Raw genomic sequence first — 24,558 nt, 5'->3', positions numbered from 1 at the left:
AGTGAGTACTCGATAACTAACTTGTCACTGTGGCTCCAAATCTGACCATAAAAAACTACGACCAATGCCGGCCATTAACTTTCCGTAATTTTCAAATTTACAGACATTCACCTCAGCCTGACTCGCCCACATTGCTTCACATTCTTCGCACACCCACAGTAAATTTTTTGTAGAGCGGACCCGCATTGCTCGAGCGAAACCTTGGCCGCACCGTTGGCACTCAATCAGCATGTAAATAATCTCTGATAGGACTTCGGGGGAGTCTAATCCGATTGACCGCTCTTGGCCGATTGTAACCGGTCGTGAAAGACCGGAACCGACCCTAAGCCGCCTTCGCTAGGATGATCACGCAAGCTGACGGATAAAGGCTCGGTCCAGATTCAACGTCCATCGGCAGCTGATCCTGGTGGTTTTCAGAGGTAGGAGGAGCCTCCATCCGAAGTGCAGGCCGGGTGTTCGAATAATTAAGCCTGCCTAGGTCTCCAAACCAGCTTGAATCCACTTTCGTTCAAGGTATTCGGGGTCAGGACCGCCGCCGTCAATACGAAGCCTGAGCTTTTTTCCGGAATATCTTTGATACCCCGACTTCGCTAATAGCGGCGATACCACGATGTTGAGTGACTTCGGGTCCACCGCGATGAGGCTGCTATCAAACAGCCGATGGAGATCAGAGCGTAGCAGCAGCCCGTTCCCGGAATGGTTCAGGCCTGCCTCAGAGTGGCTCACAATGTGCGCAGCCTCAAGCACCTCTGCAATGGATTCTCCGGATATTGCGCAAGTACTATCGTACAGCTCCATCAGGTTCAGTCTGAATCGACTTTGATTACGCCGGGCTTTGCGCTTCGCCACGACTGTGCTGCCGTCGTCATCCCGCGCTTCCGTACGTGGATGATCCGCCCCCTCCTCGCTGGTGTGCGCTTCTATCGCGCAGCTCATCAACTCAAGAAAATGCTCACAGACAACCGGCCAATCGGCATCGTCAATAAATCCATAACCTGTACGGGGTGTATTGACTCCTGACTTTAGGCGGCTCTTCACGCCTTTGACCGAATGTGAATAACCCTCGTCTAAGGTTACTGGGGCGCCCAATAGGGCCTCAAGCATTGCGACATTCCGCTCATGGCTTGGTGCCTTGAGATGCCACGTGAAGCGTCCACGCTGATGCACAATCATCGACAAATCTAGTTCAAACAAATACTTCGCGCCCTTGAACAGAATGATGTAGAAGGGCCCGTCCCCCCCGCGCCAACTGGTAAACCGCACATGCATTCCGTTGGAGAGTTTTACTATCTCATAGGCTCCGGGCGCTCCACATGGAATCAACTCGGTGCTGATCGTCTCAGCTAGCTCTTTCATCAGCTCATGACCAAGACTCTTGTAGAACGCTTTATCTCGCGGCACTTTTCTCGTCCCCTTTAATGGTTTGTCTAATTGCGAATTTACCCGAGGACTTGAGTCATACGGTAGATTCGTCGGTGAGTGGGACGATCGCGGATTTGAAAGTCGTTTTGGATCGCGGGTTAGGTCGATAACGGCCACGTGCAAGTGACAGCTTCTGGCCGATAGCCGCCTGTTGTGGGGGACAGTGAACGGCCAATAGCTGCCCTTCACGATTGGCAGCTGGCGGCCAGAAGCAGACATTGAGCAAGCAGCTTCGGGCAGTAGAAAGACTGGCTGCCCAGAAACGCGTTCTTTATTCAGCACCTGCCCAAACGTCTTTCACAACAGGGTAATCAGAAAAAAAATCTTCGCCTTATTAATGCCTTAACCGGCGACGAATTCCTTCCTCCGTATCCTGACGTTCTGCTTCTCGCTCATACGTTTTGACCATTCCCATCAGAAGGGATGAGGATAAAAAGGGATGGGTAAACTGCAAAGCGTCGGCCCAATCGCGATATGTATCCGCAAGTTCCCGCTCTTGATTGCCGCCTTCACCACGCAAATGAACACCACGCGAATTGTAGAGGCCCGTATGCGCGCCACTGATGATATCCTCAGACTGCAATTCCTCCATCAAATCGCGAACAACTTCATTCGGCCAAATGCCATCCTTCCCGGAAGATGCGTGAGAGAGAAGCTTTCCAATACAAACGTCAGCTATATCTCCTCGATCTAAATCAGCGCAAGATGATCTGACTGTTGATATCCAATCAAAAAGTTTTTGACTTTGCTCCTCTAAAAGTTCCTTGTCCTGACCAGGGATGCGCTCTAAAGCATCAAGAAGCCTATATCCGCGTGTCGCTAGATGCTCACGATCTCCGTCAACTTGTAACTCTGGAGGATCCTCCCCACGATCTTTACGCTTGTACGCCCAAACTACCGCTTGTACGAACATTTCGGGATGCTCCTCAATGTAGCGTTCTAAGTTTGGAATCTGATGCCCTTCGCCTCCTCGGAAGGAGCGTGCTAAAACGTCAATGTAAGCAAACTCAAGCCCAGCTTTTTCCTCTGCTGATGCGTCTGCATTGTTATTGAGTAATTCAAACGCACGCTGAAGGTCGTAATCGTTTAGCTGGAACTCACCAGGCTTATCATGTCCTCTATAAGCCATGGCAGAAAGCAAGTTAACAAGGAGGTTTGGACGTATATCTTCAATCTTAAAATGAATTGAAGAAAAGGCTGCTATAGGGCGCCCAGCGGCTATCAAGCGGCGAACGCTTTCATTGTTGTCTTCGACTGAATCAAAGATATATTGTGGAGTCACCTGATCCCAATATCGAGCACTTACTTCTGCCGGAAGATCTTCAACAAGCTCCCAGGTCGAAGCGCGATACGGCGAGAGAAGTAAGACAGAAAGCGATTCATTCGTTGTGATTTTTTCTTGCAGGTCGGTATAGATGGCCTTCACTTTCTCGCCCCCTAAACTCCATAGGGCACCTGAAAGTATGCCGTCCCGGTCTGAGTCATCCGAAGGAGAGCGTAGGCACTGAAGAATCAACTCTTTGACTTGTTCGCCGTTGAGTATTCCAGATACTAAAAGAGAGCCTATTTGTCGCTGAGAGTTACCTTTTTTAGAAAGTGAGAAAACGCCAAGGAGACCTTTTTCTTGAACAATGTCTGCAAGGGCTTCGACGCGAAGCTTTTCGATACGCTTCTCGCGAGCCTGAAAATCCATCCCCTCTTCTTCTAGCTCATCCGCGGATTCGTGCACCCATCCCTGCCGAAACAACCACTCATGCTTGTTGACGATGTCTTTCGGCTGCATGGCGGTATAGACGGCTTTAGCTCTTTCTGTAAAATTTACCTGACCCTTATTCTCTATCTTATTTTGACCTCGGCGAGAAAGTACAGTTATACGGATTTTTTCGCGTACCTTTGCAATATTTTCATCGGTAGCACCGTTGTCATGCCATTCTTCGATAATCTCCCAAACTCGCACCTGATCGTTACTTGCGAGTGAGCGTAATCTAGAGACTAAATCACACAGCATTTCGGCAGTGTAGGATGCCCGGCAAAGTGCCAACGCTACCGCTTCTCTAACAAATGCGTTAATTTGTTCCCAAGTTTTAAATGGCTCACCATGGCCATACCCATCCTGACGCCATTTCGGCTTATGGTTGTAGTGACCGACGCGGCTACCAAAATCGCCAAACTGCTGCAGGCAAACTTTCCAGCCTATTGCGGGATGTTTATCCAATAGCATGCAGAGTGCCTTTAGGCGCATATCATTATCCGCCGCAGTTTGAGGCATCCAAGCGCGAAAGATAGAACTTAGAGAGCCGATTGGTTTATTCGACCAATTATCCTTAATTTCAACCTCGGCGAGTCGACCAAGAATCTTTATCACCCGAGGAAACGTGGACGGATTCCACGCCAGCCCCTCGAGCGCCCACAGCAACCCAGTCCGCGGACACGCTGAACCAAAAAGACCGGATTTAACGGGTCTCAACAAACCTATGACTTGGGAGTTCAAGGTACGTAAATCACGGTCAATAATGTTCAAAAACTCATCTGGAGCAGCCTCTGCATAAAGTGGCAGATCTCGATCGTTGGCTTCCAGTTTCCTAGTGTTAATAGGCTCGAGGAGGTTGCGCACTAATTTCGCCGCTTCATACTCGCCGTTGAAACCGAGACGACTTCCAAAAAGATTTTTGCCATGCACAGCAAGCAAAACCAGCGATTCAGAAATGCCTTCACGCACAGCCCCTGAGAACTCACGACGTTTTCCCTGAACCGCCGCCGCCCAACGATCTTCTTCAGGCAGGTCGAGAGCTGGATCATCTTCTTCCAACACCAACTTCGCTACGTGTATAAACTGTTCCAAGTCACTTTCTGTGATCGAACCGGATATTGCGAACAGCGAATCGATTTTTGAAACAACCCCGCGGTACCCACCTATGGACCAAACAGGTGAATCATTAAGCCTCAAAAGGTCAACAACGCGCTTTTCAATAACCTCGAACTTTACCTCTCCCGCCATGCGAGATAGGGCGGTTCGATCAGCCTCGTTCAAACTATCCCAAGCACCAATCAGTACAAGAGGTATCAGTCCGCATGAAATTTCGTGATCAGAAGCCCAAACGGGTGCGCGGACTGCTTGGTTGTTACAGAGTTGGCGCCGAAGCACCGTCAAAGATCGACCAGAGGCGTTCGTTAGCTCCCTGATTTGGTCTCGAGTTTTAGACATCGCTTCCATCGCCTGCGTGAACGCCTCGTGCCCAAGCGGCTCTAAAACGACATCAGGCTTGCCATTAATGGCATTGCGGGGATAGATCACAATTGTTCGAAGTGAAGCGGTGAATGGACCAAACTCTCGTTCTACATCTCGCGTGTGAGCAACAGCAACGAAATCGGTAGCGCCTTGGGCTAGCTTTGGTAGAACTCCAGGCCGGTCAAAGACGAGCACGCGGTCTTGGAAACACTGAAGCTCAGGAGTAGCAAGTACTTGACTTAGGAAAGCAAGTGCTTCTTCGACGGAGTCTGCTGCGATAACCAGTGGGCTGAAGCTATCTTTCTCAAAGAAGGATTTGATCCGGTCATACCAAACATCTTTGGCTGTAGCGAAAAGAAGGGGATGTAGAGGCGGTTCCGCAACGTTCGCCCAATCGGTCCAGCATCGTTCAAGAGTTCTGGCACCTTCAGAGGGAAGTTCCAGTTGGTTAGTAAACCAAACCTGCGCGGCTGGAGACTGCTCTATCCACTGCTCGAGATCGCTGGAGTCATAAGCGCGGACATCCTTCCATAATTCTTTTGCCTTCATGGCTGCGATCCAAGCTGCCTTGCCCGGCCACCGGCGAGGAGTGACGAAGACAAAAGTAATACTTTCTATATTCTTTACGTTTGCCCGTACGCTTTTGGCAAAGTCGTCGTCCGCTTTACCTTTAATGTCTTCTGTTACACCGAACTCCCATCCAGACACACCGACGGGTACCCATGGTGTACCGACATTAGCCTCTAGGAGACCATCCCATCCTGGACGCTCAGCATCGTCGTTGCCGGGAAAATCAACTTTTACCAGATTACGTGCTGTCGAATGGATCAACGTGCGTAACAGAACTGAAAATTTAGTGCGTGCGTGGATGGTGGTGGTAAACCAATTCGCAAGCTGATTAGCTTGCACGCTCAAAAATGGAGGTACGTACGTACGGACCTTTTCAGCGGTATCCAATGCCATCCCTGCCCGCGACTCAAACGCGGTTTGCAAATCGAGAATCGTTTTAGCTGGCACGCCAAAAGCACGCTCCAAACGGGAAGCCATGTCTGACGTTGCCGAAACCTTTCCATTTAGAAAATTCGATAAGCCAGGACGGCTTATGCCGATCAGCTTCGCTGCGTCAGTCACGGTTAAACTTCTCGGGTTGAGGATATGTTCACGAACGTAGACGCCAGGATGGGACGGTATCCGTTGATTACTCATTGAGCGCACCTTCAACATGTAATGTGTAAGGCTACACATTACACTTATGAGTTTTGAGATCAAATTTATTTTTGTGGCCCTAGTTCACCGGAGCCAATTGCTGATTTAGGGATGTCGGATGTTGGCCGCTTGCTGCTCCTCGGGGCACGCCAGAGGCTAAGACGGAACGTATCGGAAGAGTGTTATGACAAACAGCAAAAAACCGCAAAACTGCACGATCTGCGCACGCCTACTCGACAATCCGGAAGATCCCCTATCAGGCGATACCGGCGGGGATTGCTGGGCATGCATAGGCGCTATCGAGGCGGAAATGGGATGCGCAGAGTCGCTCGACTACGTACGCCAAGAATACGAGGCAGGACTTCGGCCTGGCTGGATCGATCCGTTCAAGCCATGACTCGAAAGCTGGATTACGACTGCTTTGGGTCGTTTTCTGACTCTCACGACGGGCAGAAAACGGCCAAAAGCAGCCGTCCGCTCAGCGCGCGAGGGGACAGTGACCTGCCGGCTCGGTAGTCGATGTTTAGCCTCTTTAAACCCCTATCTAGAGGCCTATTAGAGCCGGCCAGCATGCCAAGGAATAGCCGCACCATCGCAAGCTCTTCAGCCCTTCAAGGTCAGTCACCGGCCGGGTTTTTGTTAGCATCGTACCCAGCAAAAGATGGAGGAGTACTCGGTGCGATGAGAGAGCGCATCATGAGCTTTTGTGTAGTTCAATTGCTTGTCTCACTCAGAGTTCAATAGGGGTTTAGAATCATTTATGGCTGGTTTGGCCACTGAAGAAACCCCGTAAACCAACATGGGCGATTGAGGTGAAGTTTGTGACGAACAAGGATGAAGATAAGAAGAAGTCGTTGATGGATCTGGCAACTCTGGAGGACTTCGCGCATATCAAACCAGCCTCCATCATGGCGATGAGTAACTCGCTGCACTTTCACACGCTGGAGCATGCGCTTAGAGAGGCTGCTCAGATTGCAGAAAATACAGGCGATGCCGCTGCATTTAGGGCCTATAACGTCTTGGCAGTTGTCTGTAGCTATCACTTCAATCCCAGCAGGCCAGACACCTTCTCTCCTCAGATCATTTTTAAGGGTAAGAGGACGCTCATCCCGAGTGATTACCTGGGCGAGCAGCAGGGAGTTCTTGTCCAGATAGCCGAGCAGATTGACCACCCATTGCTTCGCGCCCGGATCGCTGACAGCTGTTGGTATGTCAACCGAAGGCTTCATGCTGTCGCCGCGCTTGCCGCCAGTTCGTATTTGAATGCGGTAGAGCTTTTTTTCAAAAAAGAGCTGCTCGATCAATACGAGTCGGATTTTGCAGTTCCCTTCAAGGTGGTTGATCTCATTGATCGGGCGTTCGCTATCTATGCCTCTGCTGGCAAGCGGAATGAGATCCCAGACGGTGCCAATGAGGTGCTGAAACAGGCCTATGAAATGGCCAAGGACGATGAGTGCCTGGTCGCCTTCGTGAGGTTATCACCCATTGCCCAGTCCAGTGGACTGCTTGAATGGCAGGAAATCGCGGCTGTAGCCGAGGCACTGGCACAAGCTACGAAAGATAAACAATATGCTGAGGTAGTGAAGAAAGTATGGCTCCATGCGGCTCGTGCTTATCTCAAAGTGGACGATAAGGAATCTGCTGTCAGATGCAGGGTGAATGCAGTCGAGCAGACGCTACGGATGCGGGACTCAGTTAGTACCGCCATGGCAAAAGCTTCATGGACACGCAGTGCTATTGGTGAACTCCGTGCAATTGGCGGTATGGCGCAGAGCATCGAGCTCCTCAAGAAGGAGCTCCAGCAGCACGAAGATGATTCGCTTTCCGAGTTTGGCTCGTTCAGTGTACCGATGGATTTAACGGATGAACGTCGGGCGACGATAGAAGAATTCGAGCCGCTTGATGTTCACGAAATGCTGCTGCGGCTGGCATTCACAAGTCGCGCCCCAGACAAAATTGCCCTTCATAAAAACTGCCTGGAGAAGAGAGACAAATACTTCTTCTCGTCGATGTCCGGCAAGTCTTATGCCGATGAACGAGGAAAGGTGATCGCGACAGCGGCGCATGTGCCGCATGGCAGTGAACCATCAGGGGCGTGGTTTGATCACGAAAGCCTTAGTGAGGCGGGACTTCACTACCATATAGCGACAGAGGCATTTATTCGGCCAGCGTGCATTACGATGAGCCGCTGTCAGCTCATTGATGATCGGCATTTTGAGCCCATTGTTTGTAGAAGTGAATTCGTGCCACCAGGGTTCGAGGCAATTTTCTCCCAGGGCTTTTCTAAGCTTGTCCAGGGGGACATGGTCTCGGCAGCTCACCTGTTGATCCCGCAGCTTGAGAATGCCCTGAGGCATGTGCTGAACAGCCGCAGATCGAATACTGCCAAGCTGAATGTGGATCTCACGCAAGAAGATCAGTCACTCAAGCAGTTGCTCTCGAACTACTGGGGGGAAATAGAGCAGGTGTTCGGGGTGGATAACACGTACCTATTCCACATCCTGTTCAACCTCAAAGGTGGCCCCATGCTAAGGCACGAAGTGGCGCACGGTAAGCTTTCAACGGCGCAATGCTTTGAGCCTTCATGCATTTATGCGTGCTGGTTTATTTTCCACCTTACGTGTGTCCCTCTATCTCCGCACTGGAGCGCAGTAATAGCAGGTGCGATTCAAGAAATCTCGAGCTAAGAGGCGGTGCTGAGGAGTTGGCTTAATCTGGAGTTTGTAATGAATTGCCACTGATTTCGTAGACACCGCCATGCACTTGCTCGAAGGGCTGCTTTTGGCCGAAAGCCGCTGGTCGCGAACGGCAGCTGTCGGCCAATTGCAGACCTTGGATGTGTCTGGAAACTGAGGGCGATTCACCTTGCGCAAGGTGTTGCGACAGGAACGCCATCGCAGAAGACACTAAAGTGAGGGCCTTACTCGGAGTATTTCCCCACATGGTGTTTCCAGGGCAAGTAGTCCACGAAAACCACGCGATGGGCTATCCCGTTTTCCCCTACACGAAACCCAGGCATTTGTTGCAAATCCAGCTGCAAGCACTGAGTTGCAAGTACCTTTTGTAACGCAGGATCCGGATGGAAATATTCAGGACGGAAATAGTGTTTTTTAAGCGTTACATCGCAACTTGCGACTTGGCCCTTTGCGTTGGCAGTGAATTCGAAGCGAGCTCTGCCGAACGCATTTATTGATTGCTTGGCCACCACGTTGTCCCAGAAAAAACGGCTTTCAGCATCAGTTCTCTGGTGCCCCCGCTCGTAATCAGAAATAGGTGAGGTATTACCAGAAGCTATCAAAGGTGCGATGACCTCGAGCGTGCCATCAGCTGGATTCTGGAGACCTTCCGGGATGCTATTCCAGCTACTGCTCCAGCACACATCCGTGACGAGATTCGTAAAGCCTGGTGGAGCTCCAGCGTCACTTGGCTGCGCCTCGCAGAGCAATACGTCGCCTTGCTGATTAAGCTTCATCCGCAACTTCACGCTGCCTTGCATCCCCTCGCTATTTGCCCATAACACACGTCGAGCCAAGGTAGAGCGCAAAATCCTGAGATAACGTCTTGCTTCGAGACGTTTGATTTCTTCTGAGGTGAGGTAACTTGGAGCGGATCTACCGTCGCTATCGATCCAGGAATCTATTCGCTGCTCGGATGTTAACCGGTGGCAACCAGAGAGAGCCACTAAGCCTGTTAATAACAGCAGCGCGGAGGTTAGCCGACAATCGGCCCGTGATTTCATTTTAATGGTCGACACTCTTTCGTTCCTTGAAATGGCAAAAATCGCCATTTTACCTTGCATGCCAGACCACCGGACATTGCAACTCGATTTTTCGCCGGCCGATTGCTGCCTGTCGCGAAAGGCTCCAATCGACCCATTGCCACCGTTCAGCATTTGGCTAAAATCGACCAAGAATAGACTGCCACCCATAAGTGAAAACTGATGTTTACCTGCCCATGCTGCGGATATGCAGTCTTCGAGGAACACCCAGGGTCATACGACATTTGCCCAATTTGCTTCTGGAGGATGACGTGTTCCAACTCTATTACCCTCACCAGGTGGATGGACCGAATAGATGTAGCTTGATCGAGGCGCAGGTCAATTTCGTCCAATTCGGTGCCTGCGAGCGAACCATGTTGAAGAATGTGCGAATGGTTAGCGATAGCGATATGCGGGATGGTGAGTGGTTCCCACTCTGGACTCGCCGAGTCGCCATTCCAGATCCCGACTCCGACAACCAGCATCCTCAACACATGAAGTCGAAGTACGACCTCTAATATTGCTGCGGACCTAGCAGCGCAAATTGGCGTACTAAGTCCAAATTGGTCGGAAGCAGTCTGTTCCAAACGGCCGCTTTTGGCCGTTTCTGCCCTTGCAGTCCACCCAAAACACAATACAACTGCGGCCTGGAGCGGGGTGTACAGGTCGGGTTCGAATCCCTAGCCCATCTACGTGGCTGCAAGCAGCCACGAAGGCGAAGAGTGCTACTGCGTTTTTGTAAGGCTCAGGAAGTATTGCTTTTGAGTCTCACGCCACTGCGGATCGAGAGCCCAGCGGAATACGTTCAAAGGTGTGTAGAGCCCAGAGTACGGCCAAGGTGTTTGCAAAACTTGGTACATGCCCACGTTAGGGACTTGTGCTCTAGACGATGCGCTGGACGAGTAGTAATCGTCAGCTGCCGCGCCAAGCTGATCGTCTTCTTTGCTCAAGGGGCTGCCATAGGCCGCAACAAACCAGCCGTTTTGGCCGAGCAAAGTCATGTAGTTCTGTGCTGTCACAAAAAAGTTTGCGGGCCAGATTTGGCATGCTGTGCATACAGTCAGCAGATGTTCCAGCGTGAGCGGCGTTTCGCCACTTTCGACTTTGCTCCAGGAACTGGTCGAAGCTTTGCCTAGAAGCTGGCTGATGTGTGCCTGAGTGACGCCTTTTTCGACGCGAAGCTCCCTCAAAAGCAGGCGGCAGATGGTATGAAACGATGTGCTTTTTTCAGTCACGATAAATCTCCAGGTTGTTCTCTTGGGTGGATGTTGTTTCTCTACAGTAGGCACCATCTACTGTAGGGGAAGTTAAAGCCCTGAGCAACGAGAATCTTGGATTGTCAAAAAACACGCGAAAGCGTTGTCCTCGGCCGAAGCAAAGACGACCAGGCAATCTGTACGCGCCAAAGACGACCAGCGACTGCTGGGTTTGATCAAGCATTCCTGGCTGGAGAGCGGCGGCGTTTATGGCTGTCGCAAAATCCACGACGATCTGCGCGAGGTCGGTGAGGATTGTGGTCGTCATCGTGTGGCGAGGCTGATGCATCTTGAAGGTCTGCGTTCTCAGACAGGTTATCGACGCCGCCCTGGAAAGTACGGCGGTAAGCCAGCGGTCGTCTCACCCAATTTGCTGAAGCGCCAGTTCGATGTTGTGGAACCCAACAAGGTTTGGGTAGAGTTTGAAAAGCGTTACGCAATGAGCTTGCAAGGTGTCTAGAGAATCCGGGGCGATTCAGTTTGATTTTCAATGACCAGCAGGGCTGGCCATTGACTGTTCAGCGAGTCTGAGCCGGCTTTGCGTTGATTTTCACTCGTAGCAGACTGTAGGGTTTTTCCCGCAGGTCTCTGCCTCCATGAAACCCCGCTTGGCGATGCACCTGGTTAGCGATGAAGTAGAGATAGCCGTCTGGCCCTACGGACAGAGTATCCGGCCAAAGTATCCGTGGGTCGTGAACTACGGTCTGCCAGGTCCCGTCTGGGAGTCGCTTACGAATACTGTTGTCTTCGTAATCGCCAGCATAGATCGCGCCTTCAGCATCAGCCTCTAACCCATCGGACGCCCCTTTTTCACCAAGGTCCTGAACCGCTGCAGCAAGCTGATCTTCGGAAACGGTCGGATCACGCAACAGCTTTGTAGGCACTGAGTACAAGTGTCGACTGGACAGTGGGCAGAAGTATAGGGTTTGGCGATCCGCCGATAGAGCGATACCGTCAGAAGCGACGGCAAATGGTTTACTGCTACCGTCGGCATTGCGGAACATGAGCATCTGACCTTCAACCTTCGGTATGAAGTCCCGATCTGCTGAAGTCGAGGTGGCGCCATTTAGTCGACGTACAGCTTTTCCAGTAGCGATATCCATGACAATGATTGCGCCCGGCCCGCTGAGAGAAGAGTCGGTGATATAGATCACGCCCTTCTCGCCCGCGCCGAAGTCAAAACGCATGTCGTTGACGTAGGTGCTAGGCAAAATGACATTGTCTGGAAAAACCAGTGTCTCGACTACTTTGTTCGTCTTCAGGTCAACCGCCACCAACTTGGCGCCGCCAGCAATCGGTGTGGAGAAGTTAGGCGAAGCTGTATCCAGGATCCATAACTTCCCTAAACCATCGGCCACGATGCTCTGAACACTGATAAAACCTTTGTCTGGATGCTTGGGATCTGCTTGGTTCACCTCAAGGTTGGGGTAGGGGAATACCTTATTCTCGCGTATTTCCCCGACAGTGAATGGAACGTTGTCGCCCCAGCGGGGGAAGTTGACAAAAACTCGGCCTTTTTCACTGACGCTTACGCCCGTCGGCATGGCGTCGTGGAAGGCAAAAACCTGCTCAATTTCTCCCAGAGACTTATCTTTTGGGAGATTTGCAGGCGTGGCCGCTTGAACAGCTTGAGCGCTGAGCGCCGCTATTAAGGTCAAAAAGGCCCATGAGATTGAGGTTTTGACGTGCATGAAAGATCTCCTTGCCCTCCCATCAGGCGGACCTGAGGTGAAGGCGGATGGTGAGCGTCTTGTAAAGGCCCTGGTCACGGCGGTGGCAAAAGGTATCTACCGCGGATCTTGGCCTCAAACCCGGTAAATGCGTTAGCACTATTGCTGAAAGTAGAGAGGTCTTGCTGCTGATTGACTTGATGCTCTATGGGCAGGCTTTGAGTGGCCACGCAACGACGCCTGATGAGCTTGCCGGATCAGGCAGCAGATGCATAATGGGAGCTGAAAGCGAGAACCGATATGCTTGGAACGCCGGACTTTATTCGCCATCGTCCAAGAGTTTTGAGTGAGTGAATTACTTTTAAGGAGTTACCTTTTCCAAAAAGTGACGCCCCGAAATGGTAGTTGCGATTGCGCTTCCAGAGACTGTGTTAACGTGACTTTGAACGCCTGAGCGGTCGCTGACAGAGGCGTGTTTGGCAATATGAAGCCAATATCTCTTATTATGACCGGGTCGCACATCGGGCGATGATGGAATTTTTCCGACGCGCCAGGATAAGCAAACGCCAGCGCTGGCAAAACTGAAACGCAGTCACTTTGCTCCAATATTTCCAGAATTGAAGGTATTCGGGATACTTCGTAGGTTGAGTGCGAAAATACTCCTCCAGTGGGGAATTGCCTATCTATCAGCCTCCGAATGCCTGATCCTTGGGCCAACGCAACCACGTCAAATGAGGCAATATCAGACCATTCAACTTTCTCTTTTTGAGCAAGTGGATGATCAGCTCTGCATACAAAATGTAAAACGTCCTGTATTACAGGCTCAAACACGACGCCGCCATCCTCTTCAAACATCGCTGAAAATGCGAAATCAACCGCTCCAGATTTCACACGACTAATAATGCCATCTGGATCCTCATCACGAACCCTGACCACTGCCCCTGGAAATGATTTTCGAAATAATGACACTGCTCGTGGCAACAGCCGAGTGGCAACGGAAGAAAGGCATGCGACGTCAACACGCCCGTTGCGGGGGTCACTGTCCTTGGATAATTCAGTAAGCGCCTCGCCAAGCTCATTAAGTATTGCATCTACTCGGATTAAAAATCTTTGGCCAGCAGGCGTAATACTTACAGACCGTTTGGTTCTTACAAATAACGCCGTGCCAATTACGATTTCCATCTGACTAACCGCTTGGCTAAGTGCAGGTTGTGACATGTGCAATGCTTCGGCGGCACGTGAAAAATTCTGAGTGCGCCCAAGGGTCCGAAAAATTTCCAGTTGTCGCAGTGTGGGAGTTATTGGCATGGCTTATTATTCTATTCAATTAATCCATTGGACGAATATAGCGCCGTTCTTTTAGGTTACACAACCCCCCCGGTACTTTTGTCGGGGCGGCAAGGTAACCGGAGAAAATATGTCAGCTACAGCATTTGCGTGGCCGGATGGAAATCGCATTGCAGTCATCGTTACTGTATTACTTGAGAATTGGTCTGAAGGAAAGGCGCCGCCTTACGGTCCAATGACGACCTCACTCAAACCGGGGACTTATGACCGTGCAGGTGTTACCTGGTCCCAATACGGCGGTAGAGAGGGTATTTGGCGGTTAGTTCGAATCCTCCATGAACACGGGATCAACGCGACAGTCTGCGCCAACATCAAGTCGATTGAAATGTACCCAGAGGCGATGAAGACAGTTCTGGAGTACGGCCATGAAATTGCAGCTCATTCATATACGCAGGATAAAGTTCACGCTTATATGGAGCCTGCGGAAGAGGAGCAAAACATTCGCGACTGTAAGCGAATATTTGAAGAGCAGTTGGGGCATTCTCCATTAGGGTGGTTATCTCCTGTGGTCGCGGCAACCGATCGAACCGCAGAATTCTTGGCTCAGGAGGGGTTTCTTTGGCATGGGGATTACAATGATACCGATCTTCCTCGTATGGTTGTAACGCCCAAAGGCTCCATTGTCGGGCTGCCCCATACAGATTTCGCTGATAATCGTGTATTACGGCAGAGCCCATCGGATTATCTCAATGCCTACCAAGAAACATTTGATTATTTATATCGGCACGAGCCCGGCTCACTTATAAATCTGACGCTTCATTGCCAATTTGGTGCGCGTCCGTTAATTGCGTCGGTCTTCAATAAAATACTTCACCATTTTAAGCAGTTTCCGGATGTCTGGTATCCCCGACATGATGAGTTGGCCTCCTGGTTCAAGAGTCGCGGCTTCATCGAGGTTACTTATGCTGAGCGCTTCTTTTCTGAATAAGGTGAGTCGTGTGGTGTAGTGCTGGAGACATACTAGAAGCCAGCATTCAAGCATTTAGCGGGAGGGAATATGTCATTAATACAAGAAGTGAGCACCCCTGCACAGCAAAATGTTACTGATGAAATAGAAAAGAAACTATTCGCAAAAATCGCGTGGCGGTTTCTTCCGATTCTCATGATTTCTTATGTTTTCAACTATCTAGATCGCACCAGTATCTCAGTCGCAGCATTAACCATGAATGAAGATATCGGGTTAACGTCATCTCAATTCGGTTATGGCGCGGGCATTCTATTTTTGGGGTATTGTCTCTTTGAGGTGCCCAGTAACCTAATTCTCTATCGCGTAGGTGCCAGGCTGTGGATCTCCAGGATAATGATATCCTGGGGGCTGGTATCTGCCGCCATGGTATTTGCATCAGGGCCAATGAGTTTTTATATATTGCGCTTTATGCTGGGGGTCGCCGAAGCTGGATTCTTTCCCGGTGTTGCATATTATTTGTCATGTTGGTTTCCATCGAAATACCGTGCTCAAATCATTGGCTGGTTTTTAATCGCTATCCCTGCGTCTTCTTTTATAGGCGCCCCCGTCTCCGCTTTTTTGCTCAATCTGGATGGTGTATTGGGTCTCGCGGGGTGGAAGTGGATGTTTTTGATAGAGTCACTCCCTTGCGTTGTATTTGGATTCTTCGTCGCAAAACTACTGGCAGACTCTCCCGGCAAAGCGTCATGGCTCAAGCCCCACGAGCGGGAGCTCGTAGTCAGGCTGGTAGCTAACGAGCAGCGTGTAAAACCCGCAACCAATATGCGATCTGTACTTTCCGATATTCGTGTCTGGATACTCAGCGGTATATATCTGGGGTTCTCTATCGGATCATACGGTGTGCAAGTCTGGTTGCCACAGATTATCAAGCAGGAGAATTTTTCGAACGTCGCTGTCGGCTTCCTGACTGCCATTCCCTATCTATGTGCTGTCGTTGTAATGATCGCCTGGGCTGCTTACGTCGACAAGAATGGCCGTCGGATCAAAAATGTAATGCTCACCTGCGTGATCGCGGGCTTAGGGTTCTTTGTTTCTTTCCTCACTCAGTCGTTTGTATTTTCATTAGTGGGGTTGACGATTGCATTGGTAGGCGTGAACGCCGCCCGCGCCGTTTTTTGGGCGATCCCGTCGCGCTATCTCGTAGGCGTTGCGGCGGCAGGCGGGCTCGCGCTAATCAACTCGATTGGCACTCTTGGCGGGTTTTTAGGCCCGTGGATTATGGGATGGTTGAAAGAGGAAACGGGAAACTTCACAGCGGGTCTAGCAGTGATGGCGGCGTGTCTATTTATTGCAGGACTTTTGGCGCTAATTCTGCAAAAAATTGCGAGCGAAGATTGAGGCACGCCTTATTCGATTCGACGGACAGCCAATAGTAAAAAATCAATTAATACTGTCATTTGATAGTGTGTTTTCAATTTAAATTGGAGATTAACATGCTGAGCGAAATAGAACGCCAAAGCGCTGCCGTTCAACTTATGCAAGCCGAGATTGAACGAAAGCCAATTGCACAATTGAGCAAGACCTTCCCGCATATAGAAATCGAGGATGCCTATCAAATACAGGCTCTTTGGGCGGACTTCAGGATAGCTAAAGGTGCCCGCGTAATCGGGCACAAGATCGGTTTAACATCCAGGGCTATGCAGCGGGCATCAAACATGACCGAGCCGGACTACGGCCGCATTCTTGACGATGCTCTTTATAACGATGGTGCATGCATCGACGCTGCCAAATTCTTGAAACCACGTCTTGAAGTTGAGCTGGCATTCATTATGGGCGAGGATCTCGAAGGGCCAGGCGCGCGAATTCACAATGTCTTGCGTGCTACCGAATTCGTTACACCTGCGATGGAAATAATTGATTATCGGACCGAGGTGCCGCGGGCGATCACCGACACTATTGCCGACAACGCCGCCTTCGGAGCGATAGTCATTGGCGGGCGCACAATTCGTCCAATGGATGTTGATATCCGGTGGATAGGCGCCACGCTTTCGAAGAATGGCATCATCGAAGAGTCTGGTGTATCCGCCGCAATCATGGGGCACCCGGCGGCTGGCATCGCATGGCTGGTGAATAAAATTCATACCGTTGGCGGGAAACTGAAGAAGGGCCAGATTGTGCTCTGCGGTTCGTTTACGCGGCCAGTTGATATTTCTAAAGGAGATGTGATTCATGCGGATTTTGGTCCACTTGGGGCTATTGGCGTATCATTTAAATAGAGAGGCGCCACATGCAAATTCCGGTCAATCACTTCAAGTATGCCATTGCGCAAAGACGCAAACAGATTGGTTTATGGTGCAGCCTGCCCGGAAGTTATGCGGCGGAGATTGTTGCCGCAACAGGGTTTGACTGGCTTCTTTTAGATACAGAGCATTCACCTTCTGACGTATTGAGTGTTCTTCCTCAACTGCAGACGCTGGCACCTTACCAAGTAAATCCGATTGTCAGGCCTGCGAGCAATGACCCGGTTTTAATCAAGCGTTTTCTGGATATTGGTGCTCAGACCTTGTTGATTCCTTACGTCCAAAATGAGGTAGAGGCTGAACGTGCTGTCGCGGCCATGCATTATCCGCCTGCAGGTATCCGAGGTGTTTCTGGCCTGACGCGCGCGACCCGGTTTGGTCGGATTGACAATTATGCAAAGCGTGCGCATGAGGAGCTTTGTCTGTTGGTGCAAGTAGAAACGGCAGAGTCTCTCGAAAGATTGGAAAAAATCGCCTTGATTGAAGGCGTGGATGGCGTATTTATCGGGCCAGCGGATCTTGCTGCCAGCCTTGGTTTCCCCGGAGAGCCCAATTGTGCTGTGGTTGTTAGTGCGATTGAAGATGCAATCAAGCGCCTGGAGCGAGTTGGAAAGCCATCAGGCATTTTGACACTCGATGTTAACTTTGCCCGAAGATGCCTTATGCTGGGGGCTACATTCGTGGCGGTTGGAGTCGATGTTGGCATTTTGGCACGTAATGCAGAGACGTTGGCGAGAGAGTTTTCGCCGGTATCAGAGGGAAGTGATGGGCGTAAGCTAAGCTGACTTAGTCGTTTGTGCTGATCGGGTGTATTCCAGGCATTAAAAATGCCGGTTTGCGGGTGGCTTTATTATTTGTTTTTTCCTTGTTGAGCTTTTATAGGGGTATTTTCCCCCCATCTGTAATATTCGTAAAGGGAGCTCGCATACTGACTCTGCTATAGTATTCGAGCAGGCCACGTACCATTTCTTGCACTTCCATGGGCATGCTTGAAATCGCTTCGAACTGGTAGCGCAGGCGATCATTGTCGGATAGATAATTCGGCGCCAGGAAAGCGATGTTCGGTAAACTTGTCGTGTCTAGCGTTGGCTTAATTTATTGAAAAGATAATCAAAAACGAAGCGCATGCGCATTGGGTAGGGGGTGTGATGTGTATGATAGATATTGACCGGCCATGGAGGCGGGGCGTCATCATGCAGAACGGATATCAGCTCACCTGACGCGATGTGCTCTTCAACCAAATACCCCGCCAGTTGACCGAAGCCTAAGCCGGCAAGTACTGCTTTACGTTCTATATCGGGTGTGTCAGTGACAAATGCAGCGGATTTCGGATAAAAATAGCGTTTTTGACTAAACATCCAGGGCCAGTAGCGTCCAGTTTTACGGTTAAGCAGCGCTACAATCGGCAGGCGGGCAAGTTCGTCGATGTTGTCAGGCGGCGGCATTTGCTCAAGGAGCTTTGGTGAGGCTACAAGATGGAAAGGCATGGTTGTGGGCTGGCGAACGATGCAGGTTTGGTCATGCAAATAGCCTATACGTATGCCGATATCGATTTTTTCATCGACCAGGTCGCTGTGTGTATTTGACAGGTGGAATTCGAGGGTGATCTCGGGATACAGGCGCGCAAACTCCGCCAATATTGGCATAATTATTTCGCAACCATAAGTGTGTGGCGCCGTGATGCGTACAACGCCATTTAAATCTTCCGTGTTATTCCACTTTTCCTGAAACAGCCTGTTCAGCTGTTCCACGGCCATTTTGGATTGTTCAAAAAAAAATAGGCCGAAATCCGAGATCTTTACGCTTCTTGTGCTGCGGTGAAATAACTGCTCCCCGAGCAATAATTCTAACTCTTTGATTGCGCGTGTGACTTTTTGCGGGGAAATGCCGAGCCTGGTCGCAGTGCGTTTAAAGCTCGTCTCCTCCGCGGCACAGCAGAAAATACGCAATGCTTCTTGTCTGTTTTTCACTTTCGCCTCTTTATTCCAGAAAATGGAATTATGAAAGCATAATACGCCCATTTACTGATGTTAAACAGTAGATAAAGTACTCCCACAGACAAACACATGAGGGAAGTAAGATGAACAATATCTCAGGCAAAGTCGTTGTGATCACCGGCGCAAGCAGCGGTCTTGGAGAAGCCACCGCAAAGCATCTGGCTGCGAAGGGGGCCAAGGTGGTCGTCGCAGCGCGTAGAAAAGCTCGTCTTGACGATTTAGTCCGGGAAATCGTTGATGCCGGGGGGATTGCATTGGCGCTGCAGGCGGATGTGACGAACCGCCAGGATGTCGAAGCGATCATCGCTATGGCTGTTAGGCAATTTGGTAAGATCGATGTATTGATCAACAACGCGGGGCTGATGTCGATTGCTCCGCTCAATGCCGTGAAGGTTGATGAGTGGGAGCGGATGATCGATATCAATGTTAAAGGGGTGCTTTACGGCATCGCCGCGACGTTGCCGCTGTTCGAAAAACAGCAATTCGGTCATTACATCACTATTTCCTCTATCGCCGGCAAGAAAGTGTTTAGTCCCGGAGGGACGGTCTATAGCGGCACAAAATTCGCAGTAAGCGCTATAACCGAAGGTTTACGCCATGAGGTCGGCGGGAAGATCAGAACCACGATCATATCTCCGGGCCTGATAGATACCGAACTGAAGATGGGCAGCTCGCACGCGGAGAGTTCGAAGGCCGTTAGCGAGCTTTACCAGAGCCAGGCAATTTCTGCCGATGCGATCGCGCGTGCCATAGCGTATGCGATCGAGCAGCCTTTGAACGTTGACGTGAGTGAAATCGTTATCAGGCCGACAGTGCAGGAGTTCTAAGTGATTGGAGGGATATTCTTAGTTCGTTACATAGAGTTTTTAGGTGTTTCCTTCTTCAATCTACGAGGTTCTCTATGCGTCGCAATATACTCATTGGCACGTTTCTCGCCGTTTTTTCTGCCGCTTCAACCGCCGCGGCGCCTTTTTCTAAAATAGAAAATCCAGGTTTCTACAGGATAATGCTTGGCGATTTCGAAGTGACGGCGTTGTCTGACGGAATAAGCCCCATGCCCGCAGATAAAATATTGATCAATACTCAGCTGAAGCAGCTTGAAAAGGCGATGGAGGTCAATAGCCTATCGTTACCGTTGCCGACATCGGTGAATGCCTATCTTATTAACACCGGAGAAAAGTTAGTTTTAGTCGATGTCGGCACCGGCGCGCTGCATGGTGAAACGCTGGGCAAGATGATGAAAAATTTGAATGCTTCGGGCTATAAGGCGGAGCAGGTGGATGAGATTTATTTAACCCATTTGCACCCCGATCATGTGGGGGGGCTGGTGGCGCGGAATAAAATCGCTTTCCCGAACGCCATTGTCAGAGTGGAAAAAGAAGAAGTCGCTTTTTGGCTTAATGAAGAAACAAAACGGCAGGCGGAAGAGAAAGATAAGCGCTTCTTCGATGCCGCGATCGTTTCATTGAAACCTTATGAAACGGCGGGGAAACTGAAGACGTTCGAGGGCGAAAAGGAACTAACACCGGGTATTTCGGCTATCGAAACGCGCGGGCACACGCCAGGACACCGCGTGTTTGCCGTCGAAAGCAAAGGGAAAAAGATGGTGGTACTGGGGGATATGATCCACGTCGCCTCCGTGCAATTCCCTGACCCGAATGTCGCCATCGCCTATGATATTGACGCCTCTGCCGCCGTTGCGCAGCGCAAAAGGCTGTTTGATGACCTTGCGCAGCAAAGATCGCTTGTTGCGGGCGCCCATTTGTCCTTCCCTGGCCTGGGCTACATCAGTAAAAAAGGAGATGGCTATGACTGGCACCCTTTGAACTACGGTGTGATTAATAAACATTAATCTGCATGCTAGTTAACAAGGAACGAATGCGAACATAATGTTATGGAGCCCAGCGGCCCCTTTTTTAAGATGCTGCGGAAGCATTTTCAATGCTGGGGTGCGGGCTTTCACGCTGCGTGTTATGTATTATTTTGGCCAACGGTGGCAACGATTGCTCGGGTAAAAATGTAATGGGAAATTCGGCATTCATGCATCGTTTTGACGCGTTGGGCGGTCTTGAGTTGCTGATAGCGGACTTTTCGGACCAACGATTTGACGTGCACTGGCATGATACCTGGTCGATTGGCGTTGTCCTGCGTGGCGCCAATAACAACAGCGCCAAAGGAGACTCCGACGGTATCGTCCGCCGTGGGCAAATCAGCATCATCTCGCCAGGGCAGATGCATGCCGGGACACCTCTGGGTGAGGAGGGCTGCCACTATTTTATGTTTTATCCCAGCAACGAGATGCTGCTCGGCGCAGCGGAAAGCATGGCAATGCATTTACCGGCTATTAAGGGGAAGCACATCGAACATGCGGCTTTCGCCAGAAAGTTGTGTGAAACCGCTTCGGTACTGATTGAAACGCAATCCAGTCATTTTGACCGTGAAGTGGTATGGAGCGACTGTGTGGCGGAGCTGCTCCAGGTGTTTTCTCCGTGGCAATCATTAACTGAGGCCAGCGACATCACGCCAAGCTTGCGAAGAGCAAGAGAATATCTGCACGATCATAATACCCAGGAAGTGCGTCTGGATATGCTGGCACGCGAAGTCGGCATATCGAAGTTCCACCTTTGCCGTCAATTCTCGGCGAAATTCGGTTTATCACCGAGTCGCTATCAGCGGCAGCTTAAATTGCAACAGGCTAAGGTATTGCTTTCCAGGGGCGGAGATATCGCGGAAATCGCTATCGCTTGCGGGTTTGCCGATCAGTCGCACATGGGCAGGGTATTTAAGTCAACTTACGGCGTCACGCCATGTAGCTATCGCAACCGACGCATTTGAGCAATATCGTTCTATCTCGCCGACGAAGAGGGGCCGACTATGTGCCTTTTTGAGGAGGAGATGAAAACGTGTTCATCGATATTTCTACGCTGGGTTTATTTGCTATTTCGGCTGCTGCGTTAACGTTGATCCCTGGTGCCGACATGCTTTGCGCATTGTCTAATGCCATAACCCAAGGAACGAAAGCGGGGCTGATTACGGTATTGGGCGCTGTCACTGGGGTGATGTGTCACATCGGTCTTGCGATTGCCGGCGTTACGGCACTGATCGCCTCTTCGCCTGTGTTATATGAGTTTTTTGTCATCGGTGGCGCGCTCTATATCATGTGGGTAGGCCTTGGCATTTTTAACAACAAAAACACGATTAGCCTTCAAAACAACAGCGAGCAGAAAAGCCTTAGTGAACTTTATTCGCAAGGATTACTGACCAACGTGCTGAACCCTAAGGCCATCATCTTTACATTGGTATTTATCCCGCAGTTTATTCGGGTTGAAGCGGGTGTGCCGGGTATGCAGATGCTGATTTTGGGCATTGAGCTAATCCTTATTATGTTCTTGATTGAAATTCCTCTGGTGTTTCTGGCTGGTGAAATTGCAATGAAAATAAAAAAGCGTCCGGCCATAGGAGTCTATATTAATAAGTTTTTTGGCGCTGTTATTCTGCTATTGGCCATTGCCATTCTGGCTGCGCGGTTATTCTAGGGGCTTAAATAAACACAGGGTAGGCAGTTTTTGATAGATATGGTTTTATTTTGTTCCACTGTCCAGGATAGCGTGAGGTTGAACTTGACCACTACAGTCGGAGAATCGAAGCCATGGTTCGGCCGAACCCTTTAGATGAGTTCCTCTAGGATTCAGCAATAATAATGAACTCCGCCTATGGAGGTGGGAGTGTCGCCAGATCGAGTATCTGTCTTTCAGCCGCCAGTGGTGACTGTGTACCCTCTGCCTGGAGAGGCACGATAGAATTCCTCGCATCAAAAACAAAGGAGGGTAGCGGGTGTACAGCCCTTATGATCGCAACGAAGCCAGGGCAGGGAATGACAGCATGGTCGCTTTCTCGGCTCCCTCTCCAGATGCGGTAGACGTTGCCTATACCGCCGGGCCTCATGCGGGCGGGTCGGATGAAGGAACGCCCAGCTTACGTACGCAGTATGGTGAAGGTTACTACGACGCATACTTGCGTGATCCAGATGGCAACAAGGTACACGTCGTTCATCGTGGAGATTTGTAAGTTCGGCGTCTTGTGAAGCGGGCAAGCAGGCCATGGACGCGCTGATGGGGCAGGCGATTACGCCCGACGCAATTTCTTCGCCAATGACAACCTCGCCGCCGGCGGTTTGCTGGCCGGTCAACGCGCCGGGCTGAGCATTCCCCAGGACTGCGCCGTATTGGGATTTGGCGACTACCCCGCCTCACGCTGCCAGACTTCCAGCGGTTGTTTTTCGGTGAGGCGACTGCCCAGGCCATGCCAAGGAGTAGCGCCAACGTAAGCCATTTGTTCGATGAGATGAGCCATGGGAGAGATTCCTTTGGATGCAGATCGGCATAAGCGCTGCGCACTACGCAGTACCGACCGGATTGATGTGGGGAAGTTGGAAGGTGCGCCGATTAAGTGGGCAGGTTGAAGCGATGCCCGCAGGCCAGACACAGGTTGTTCGCCAGCACATGGCGATCTAGTTTTTCGCCGAGTTGAGCGCCAAGCGCGCAGCCATCGGCACCGCCAGCCAGTCCACCGAGGATGGCGCTAGAGACGGAACCGATACTGAAACCGGGTGGGCGGATAAGGGCGCCGAGAGTGGCCCCGATTTGACTGCTGGCGAGTGCGGCGCTCGCGCCTCGTGCAGCGCCGCCGATGGAGCCAAGGACGGCGGCAACGGTCACGGCAGTTCTGAGGGACGCGATTTTTTTGGAGTTACAGCAAGGGCACTGAAGTGACATGGGGCGAGTTCCATGAGGGATATTCAGTGTCGTGATATAGGTGCGAAATTCGTTTCAATGGATCAACTGCAAGGCGGGTTGATTCGTCCATTCAAAATAGGTCTCTCTCTGCCTGATTATCGCCACTAAGCAAAAAGAAAACTCTTCGAACAATGCGAGTTGCACGCCGTCGGTCAACAGTACCCATATGCGTTGTTATATGGAGAGCTTTGATGTCCAACAAAATCTGCGCTTGTTGTGGCCTGTCGTTCAAAAAACGTCCCCAAGTACCCAATCAAACCTACTGTTCTCTACCAGCCTGTCAGCGAGCCCGACGCCAGCGCTGGCAACGCGACAAGATGCAAACCGATCCTGATTATCGGGATAACCAGAGCCGGAATCAGCGCGCATGGCTAGATCGCCATCCGGAATATTGGCGCAATTATCGGGAAGCCAATCCCGATTCCGTCAAACGAAACAAATCCCGCCAGCGCTCCAAACACTATCTGCCACAGGAAGTAGATCTTGCAAAGATGGACGTGTCACCGGGCATGGCGCTGCGCTCCGGGCTCTACAGAATTGAGCTAATCCCCAGTGATGACGCAGCTAGTAGTGAGGCGTGGATCGTCGAGATCACCCCCGTTGAACATCCGTGCCCGTGCAAAAAGGACTCGTGCAAAGATAGGACGTGATGGTCATTTTGCTGGTCAGGC

At 50.8% G+C, this 24,558-nt stretch carries 20 protein-coding genes and 2 pseudogenes; 14 read left to right on the top strand and 8 right to left on the bottom strand.

The window, feature by feature from the left end; genetic code table 11:
* Nucleotides 1-474: 474 nt before the first annotated feature.
* Together E3O56_RS26865 and E3O56_RS22905 are read right to left on the bottom strand one after the other, a co-directional pair.
* Entirely contained in the window at nt 475-1,401 is a 927-nt protein-coding gene (locus tag E3O56_RS26865) for an HNH endonuclease (protein WP_248129040.1), read from the bottom strand.
* Between the two features lie 355 nt (nt 1,402-1,756).
* On the bottom strand, nt 1,757-5,857 hold the full coding sequence (locus E3O56_RS22905; RefSeq protein WP_248129039.1) for a HigA family addiction module antitoxin: 4,101 nt from the start codon (nt 5,855-5,857) through the stop codon (nt 1,757-1,759).
* Between the two features lie 821 nt (nt 5,858-6,678).
* Here E3O56_RS22905 and E3O56_RS22900 point away from each other — a divergent pair.
* Nucleotides 6,679-8,544: a DUF4209 domain-containing protein gene (locus E3O56_RS22900; RefSeq protein ID WP_248129038.1), complete on the top strand. Its 1,866-nt coding sequence runs from the start codon at nt 6,679-6,681 to the stop codon at nt 8,542-8,544.
* A 233-nt stretch (nt 8,545-8,777) separates the two neighbouring features.
* Here E3O56_RS22900 and E3O56_RS22895 read toward each other — a convergent pair whose 3' ends face one another.
* Nucleotides 8,778-9,656 (bottom strand): hypothetical protein, encoded by an 879-nt coding sequence (locus E3O56_RS22895; RefSeq protein ID WP_248129037.1) that lies wholly within the window; start codon nt 9,654-9,656, stop codon nt 8,778-8,780.
* Nucleotides 9,657-9,797: 141 nt separating this feature from the next.
* On the opposite strand from E3O56_RS22895, the gene E3O56_RS22890 reads away from it, so the two are divergent.
* Together E3O56_RS22890 and E3O56_RS22885 are read left to right on the top strand one after the other, a co-directional pair.
* Nucleotides 9,798-9,941 (top strand): CPCC family cysteine-rich protein, encoded by a 144-nt coding sequence (locus E3O56_RS22890; RefSeq protein WP_248129036.1) that lies wholly within the window; start codon nt 9,798-9,800, stop codon nt 9,939-9,941.
* Nucleotides 9,887-10,132: a CPCC family cysteine-rich protein gene (locus tag E3O56_RS22885; protein ID WP_248129035.1), complete on the top strand. Its 246-nt coding sequence runs from the start codon at nt 9,887-9,889 to the stop codon at nt 10,130-10,132. Before E3O56_RS22890 ends, E3O56_RS22885 begins: the two co-directional genes overlap by 55 nt.
* A gap of 207 nt (nt 10,133-10,339) precedes the next feature.
* Here the strand turns inward: E3O56_RS22885 and E3O56_RS22880 are convergent, their stop codons facing one another.
* On the bottom strand, nt 10,340-10,849 hold the full coding sequence (locus E3O56_RS22880; RefSeq protein ID WP_248129034.1) for a helix-turn-helix transcriptional regulator: 510 nt from the start codon (nt 10,847-10,849) through the stop codon (nt 10,340-10,342).
* A 154-nt stretch (nt 10,850-11,003) separates the two neighbouring features.
* On the opposite strand from E3O56_RS22880, the pseudogene E3O56_RS22875 reads away from it, so the two are divergent.
* Nucleotides 11,004-11,288 (top strand): annotated as a pseudogene (locus E3O56_RS22875) (IS3 family transposase); the annotation flags it as partial.
* A 100-nt stretch (nt 11,289-11,388) separates the two neighbouring features.
* Here E3O56_RS22875 and E3O56_RS22870 read toward each other — a convergent pair.
* Complete coding sequence (locus E3O56_RS22870) at nt 11,389-12,561, bottom strand: major royal jelly family protein (protein WP_248129033.1); 1,173 nt, start codon at nt 12,559-12,561, stop codon at nt 11,389-11,391.
* Nucleotides 12,562-12,909: 348 nt separating this feature from the next.
* On the bottom strand, nt 12,910-13,848 hold the full coding sequence (locus E3O56_RS22865; protein ID WP_248129032.1) for a LysR family transcriptional regulator: 939 nt from the start codon (nt 13,846-13,848) through the stop codon (nt 12,910-12,912).
* A 109-nt stretch (nt 13,849-13,957) separates the two neighbouring features.
* Between E3O56_RS22865 and E3O56_RS22860 the strand changes: the two genes are divergently transcribed.
* From E3O56_RS22860 to E3O56_RS22845, 4 genes are all read left to right on the top strand, one after another.
* Nucleotides 13,958-14,815 (top strand): polysaccharide deacetylase family protein, encoded by an 858-nt coding sequence (locus tag E3O56_RS22860; RefSeq protein WP_248129031.1) that lies wholly within the window; start codon nt 13,958-13,960, stop codon nt 14,813-14,815.
* Nucleotides 14,816-14,884: 69 nt separating this feature from the next.
* On the top strand, nt 14,885-16,192 hold the full coding sequence (locus E3O56_RS22855; RefSeq protein ID WP_248129030.1) for an MFS transporter: 1,308 nt from the start codon (nt 14,885-14,887) through the stop codon (nt 16,190-16,192).
* A gap of 95 nt (nt 16,193-16,287) precedes the next feature.
* A complete protein-coding gene (gene hpaH / locus E3O56_RS22850; RefSeq protein ID WP_248129029.1) occupies nt 16,288-17,070 on the top strand; it encodes a 2-oxo-hept-4-ene-1,7-dioate hydratase in 783 nt (260 codons plus the stop codon).
* An 11-nt stretch (nt 17,071-17,081) separates the two neighbouring features.
* Nucleotides 17,082-17,879, top strand: coding sequence for an aldolase/citrate lyase family protein (locus E3O56_RS22845; RefSeq protein ID WP_248129028.1), 798 nt, complete (start codon nt 17,082-17,084; stop codon nt 17,877-17,879).
* Between the two features lie 294 nt (nt 17,880-18,173).
* Here E3O56_RS22845 and E3O56_RS22840 read toward each other — a convergent pair whose 3' ends face one another.
* Nucleotides 18,174-19,064 (bottom strand): LysR family transcriptional regulator, encoded by an 891-nt coding sequence (locus E3O56_RS22840; RefSeq protein WP_248129027.1) that lies wholly within the window; start codon nt 19,062-19,064, stop codon nt 18,174-18,176.
* Between the two features lie 110 nt (nt 19,065-19,174).
* Between E3O56_RS22840 and E3O56_RS22835 the strand changes: the two genes are divergently transcribed.
* The 5 genes and pseudogenes from E3O56_RS22835 to E3O56_RS22815 all read left to right on the top strand — a co-directional run.
* A complete protein-coding gene (locus E3O56_RS22835; protein WP_248129026.1) occupies nt 19,175-19,918 on the top strand; it encodes an SDR family oxidoreductase in 744 nt (247 codons plus the stop codon).
* 74 nt (nt 19,919-19,992) lie between these two features.
* A complete protein-coding gene (locus tag E3O56_RS22830; protein WP_248129025.1) occupies nt 19,993-20,943 on the top strand; it encodes an MBL fold metallo-hydrolase in 951 nt (316 codons plus the stop codon).
* A 188-nt stretch (nt 20,944-21,131) separates the two neighbouring features.
* A complete protein-coding gene (locus tag E3O56_RS22825) occupies nt 21,132-21,926 on the top strand; it encodes an AraC family transcriptional regulator (protein ID WP_248129024.1) in 795 nt (264 codons plus the stop codon).
* A 68-nt stretch (nt 21,927-21,994) separates the two neighbouring features.
* Nucleotides 21,995-22,627, top strand: coding sequence for a LysE family translocator (locus E3O56_RS22820; protein ID WP_248129023.1), 633 nt, complete (start codon nt 21,995-21,997; stop codon nt 22,625-22,627).
* 546 nt (nt 22,628-23,173) lie between these two features.
* Nucleotides 23,174-23,337, top strand: a pseudogene (locus tag E3O56_RS22815) (substrate-binding domain-containing protein); the annotation flags it as partial.
* A 199-nt stretch (nt 23,338-23,536) separates the two neighbouring features.
* Here E3O56_RS22815 and E3O56_RS22810 read toward each other — a convergent pair.
* The gene (locus E3O56_RS22810) at nt 23,537-23,866 is read right to left on the bottom strand and encodes a hypothetical protein (protein WP_177030892.1); all 330 of its coding nucleotides are present in this window, start codon (nt 23,864-23,866) and stop codon (nt 23,537-23,539) included.
* Between the two features lie 212 nt (nt 23,867-24,078).
* Between E3O56_RS22810 and E3O56_RS22805 the strand changes: the two genes are divergently transcribed.
* Nucleotides 24,079-24,537, top strand: coding sequence for a hypothetical protein (locus tag E3O56_RS22805; RefSeq protein WP_177030893.1), 459 nt, complete (start codon nt 24,079-24,081; stop codon nt 24,535-24,537).
* The last annotated feature ends 21 nt before the right edge of the window (nt 24,538-24,558 follow it).

Source organism: Pseudomonas sp. W2Aug9 (assembly GCF_023127755.1).
GTDB lineage: Bacteria > Pseudomonadota > Gammaproteobacteria > Pseudomonadales > Pseudomonadaceae > Aquipseudomonas > Aquipseudomonas synxantha_A.
Note: the sequence above shows the minus strand (reverse complement) of the source record. Positions and strands in the feature narration are given on the sequence as shown.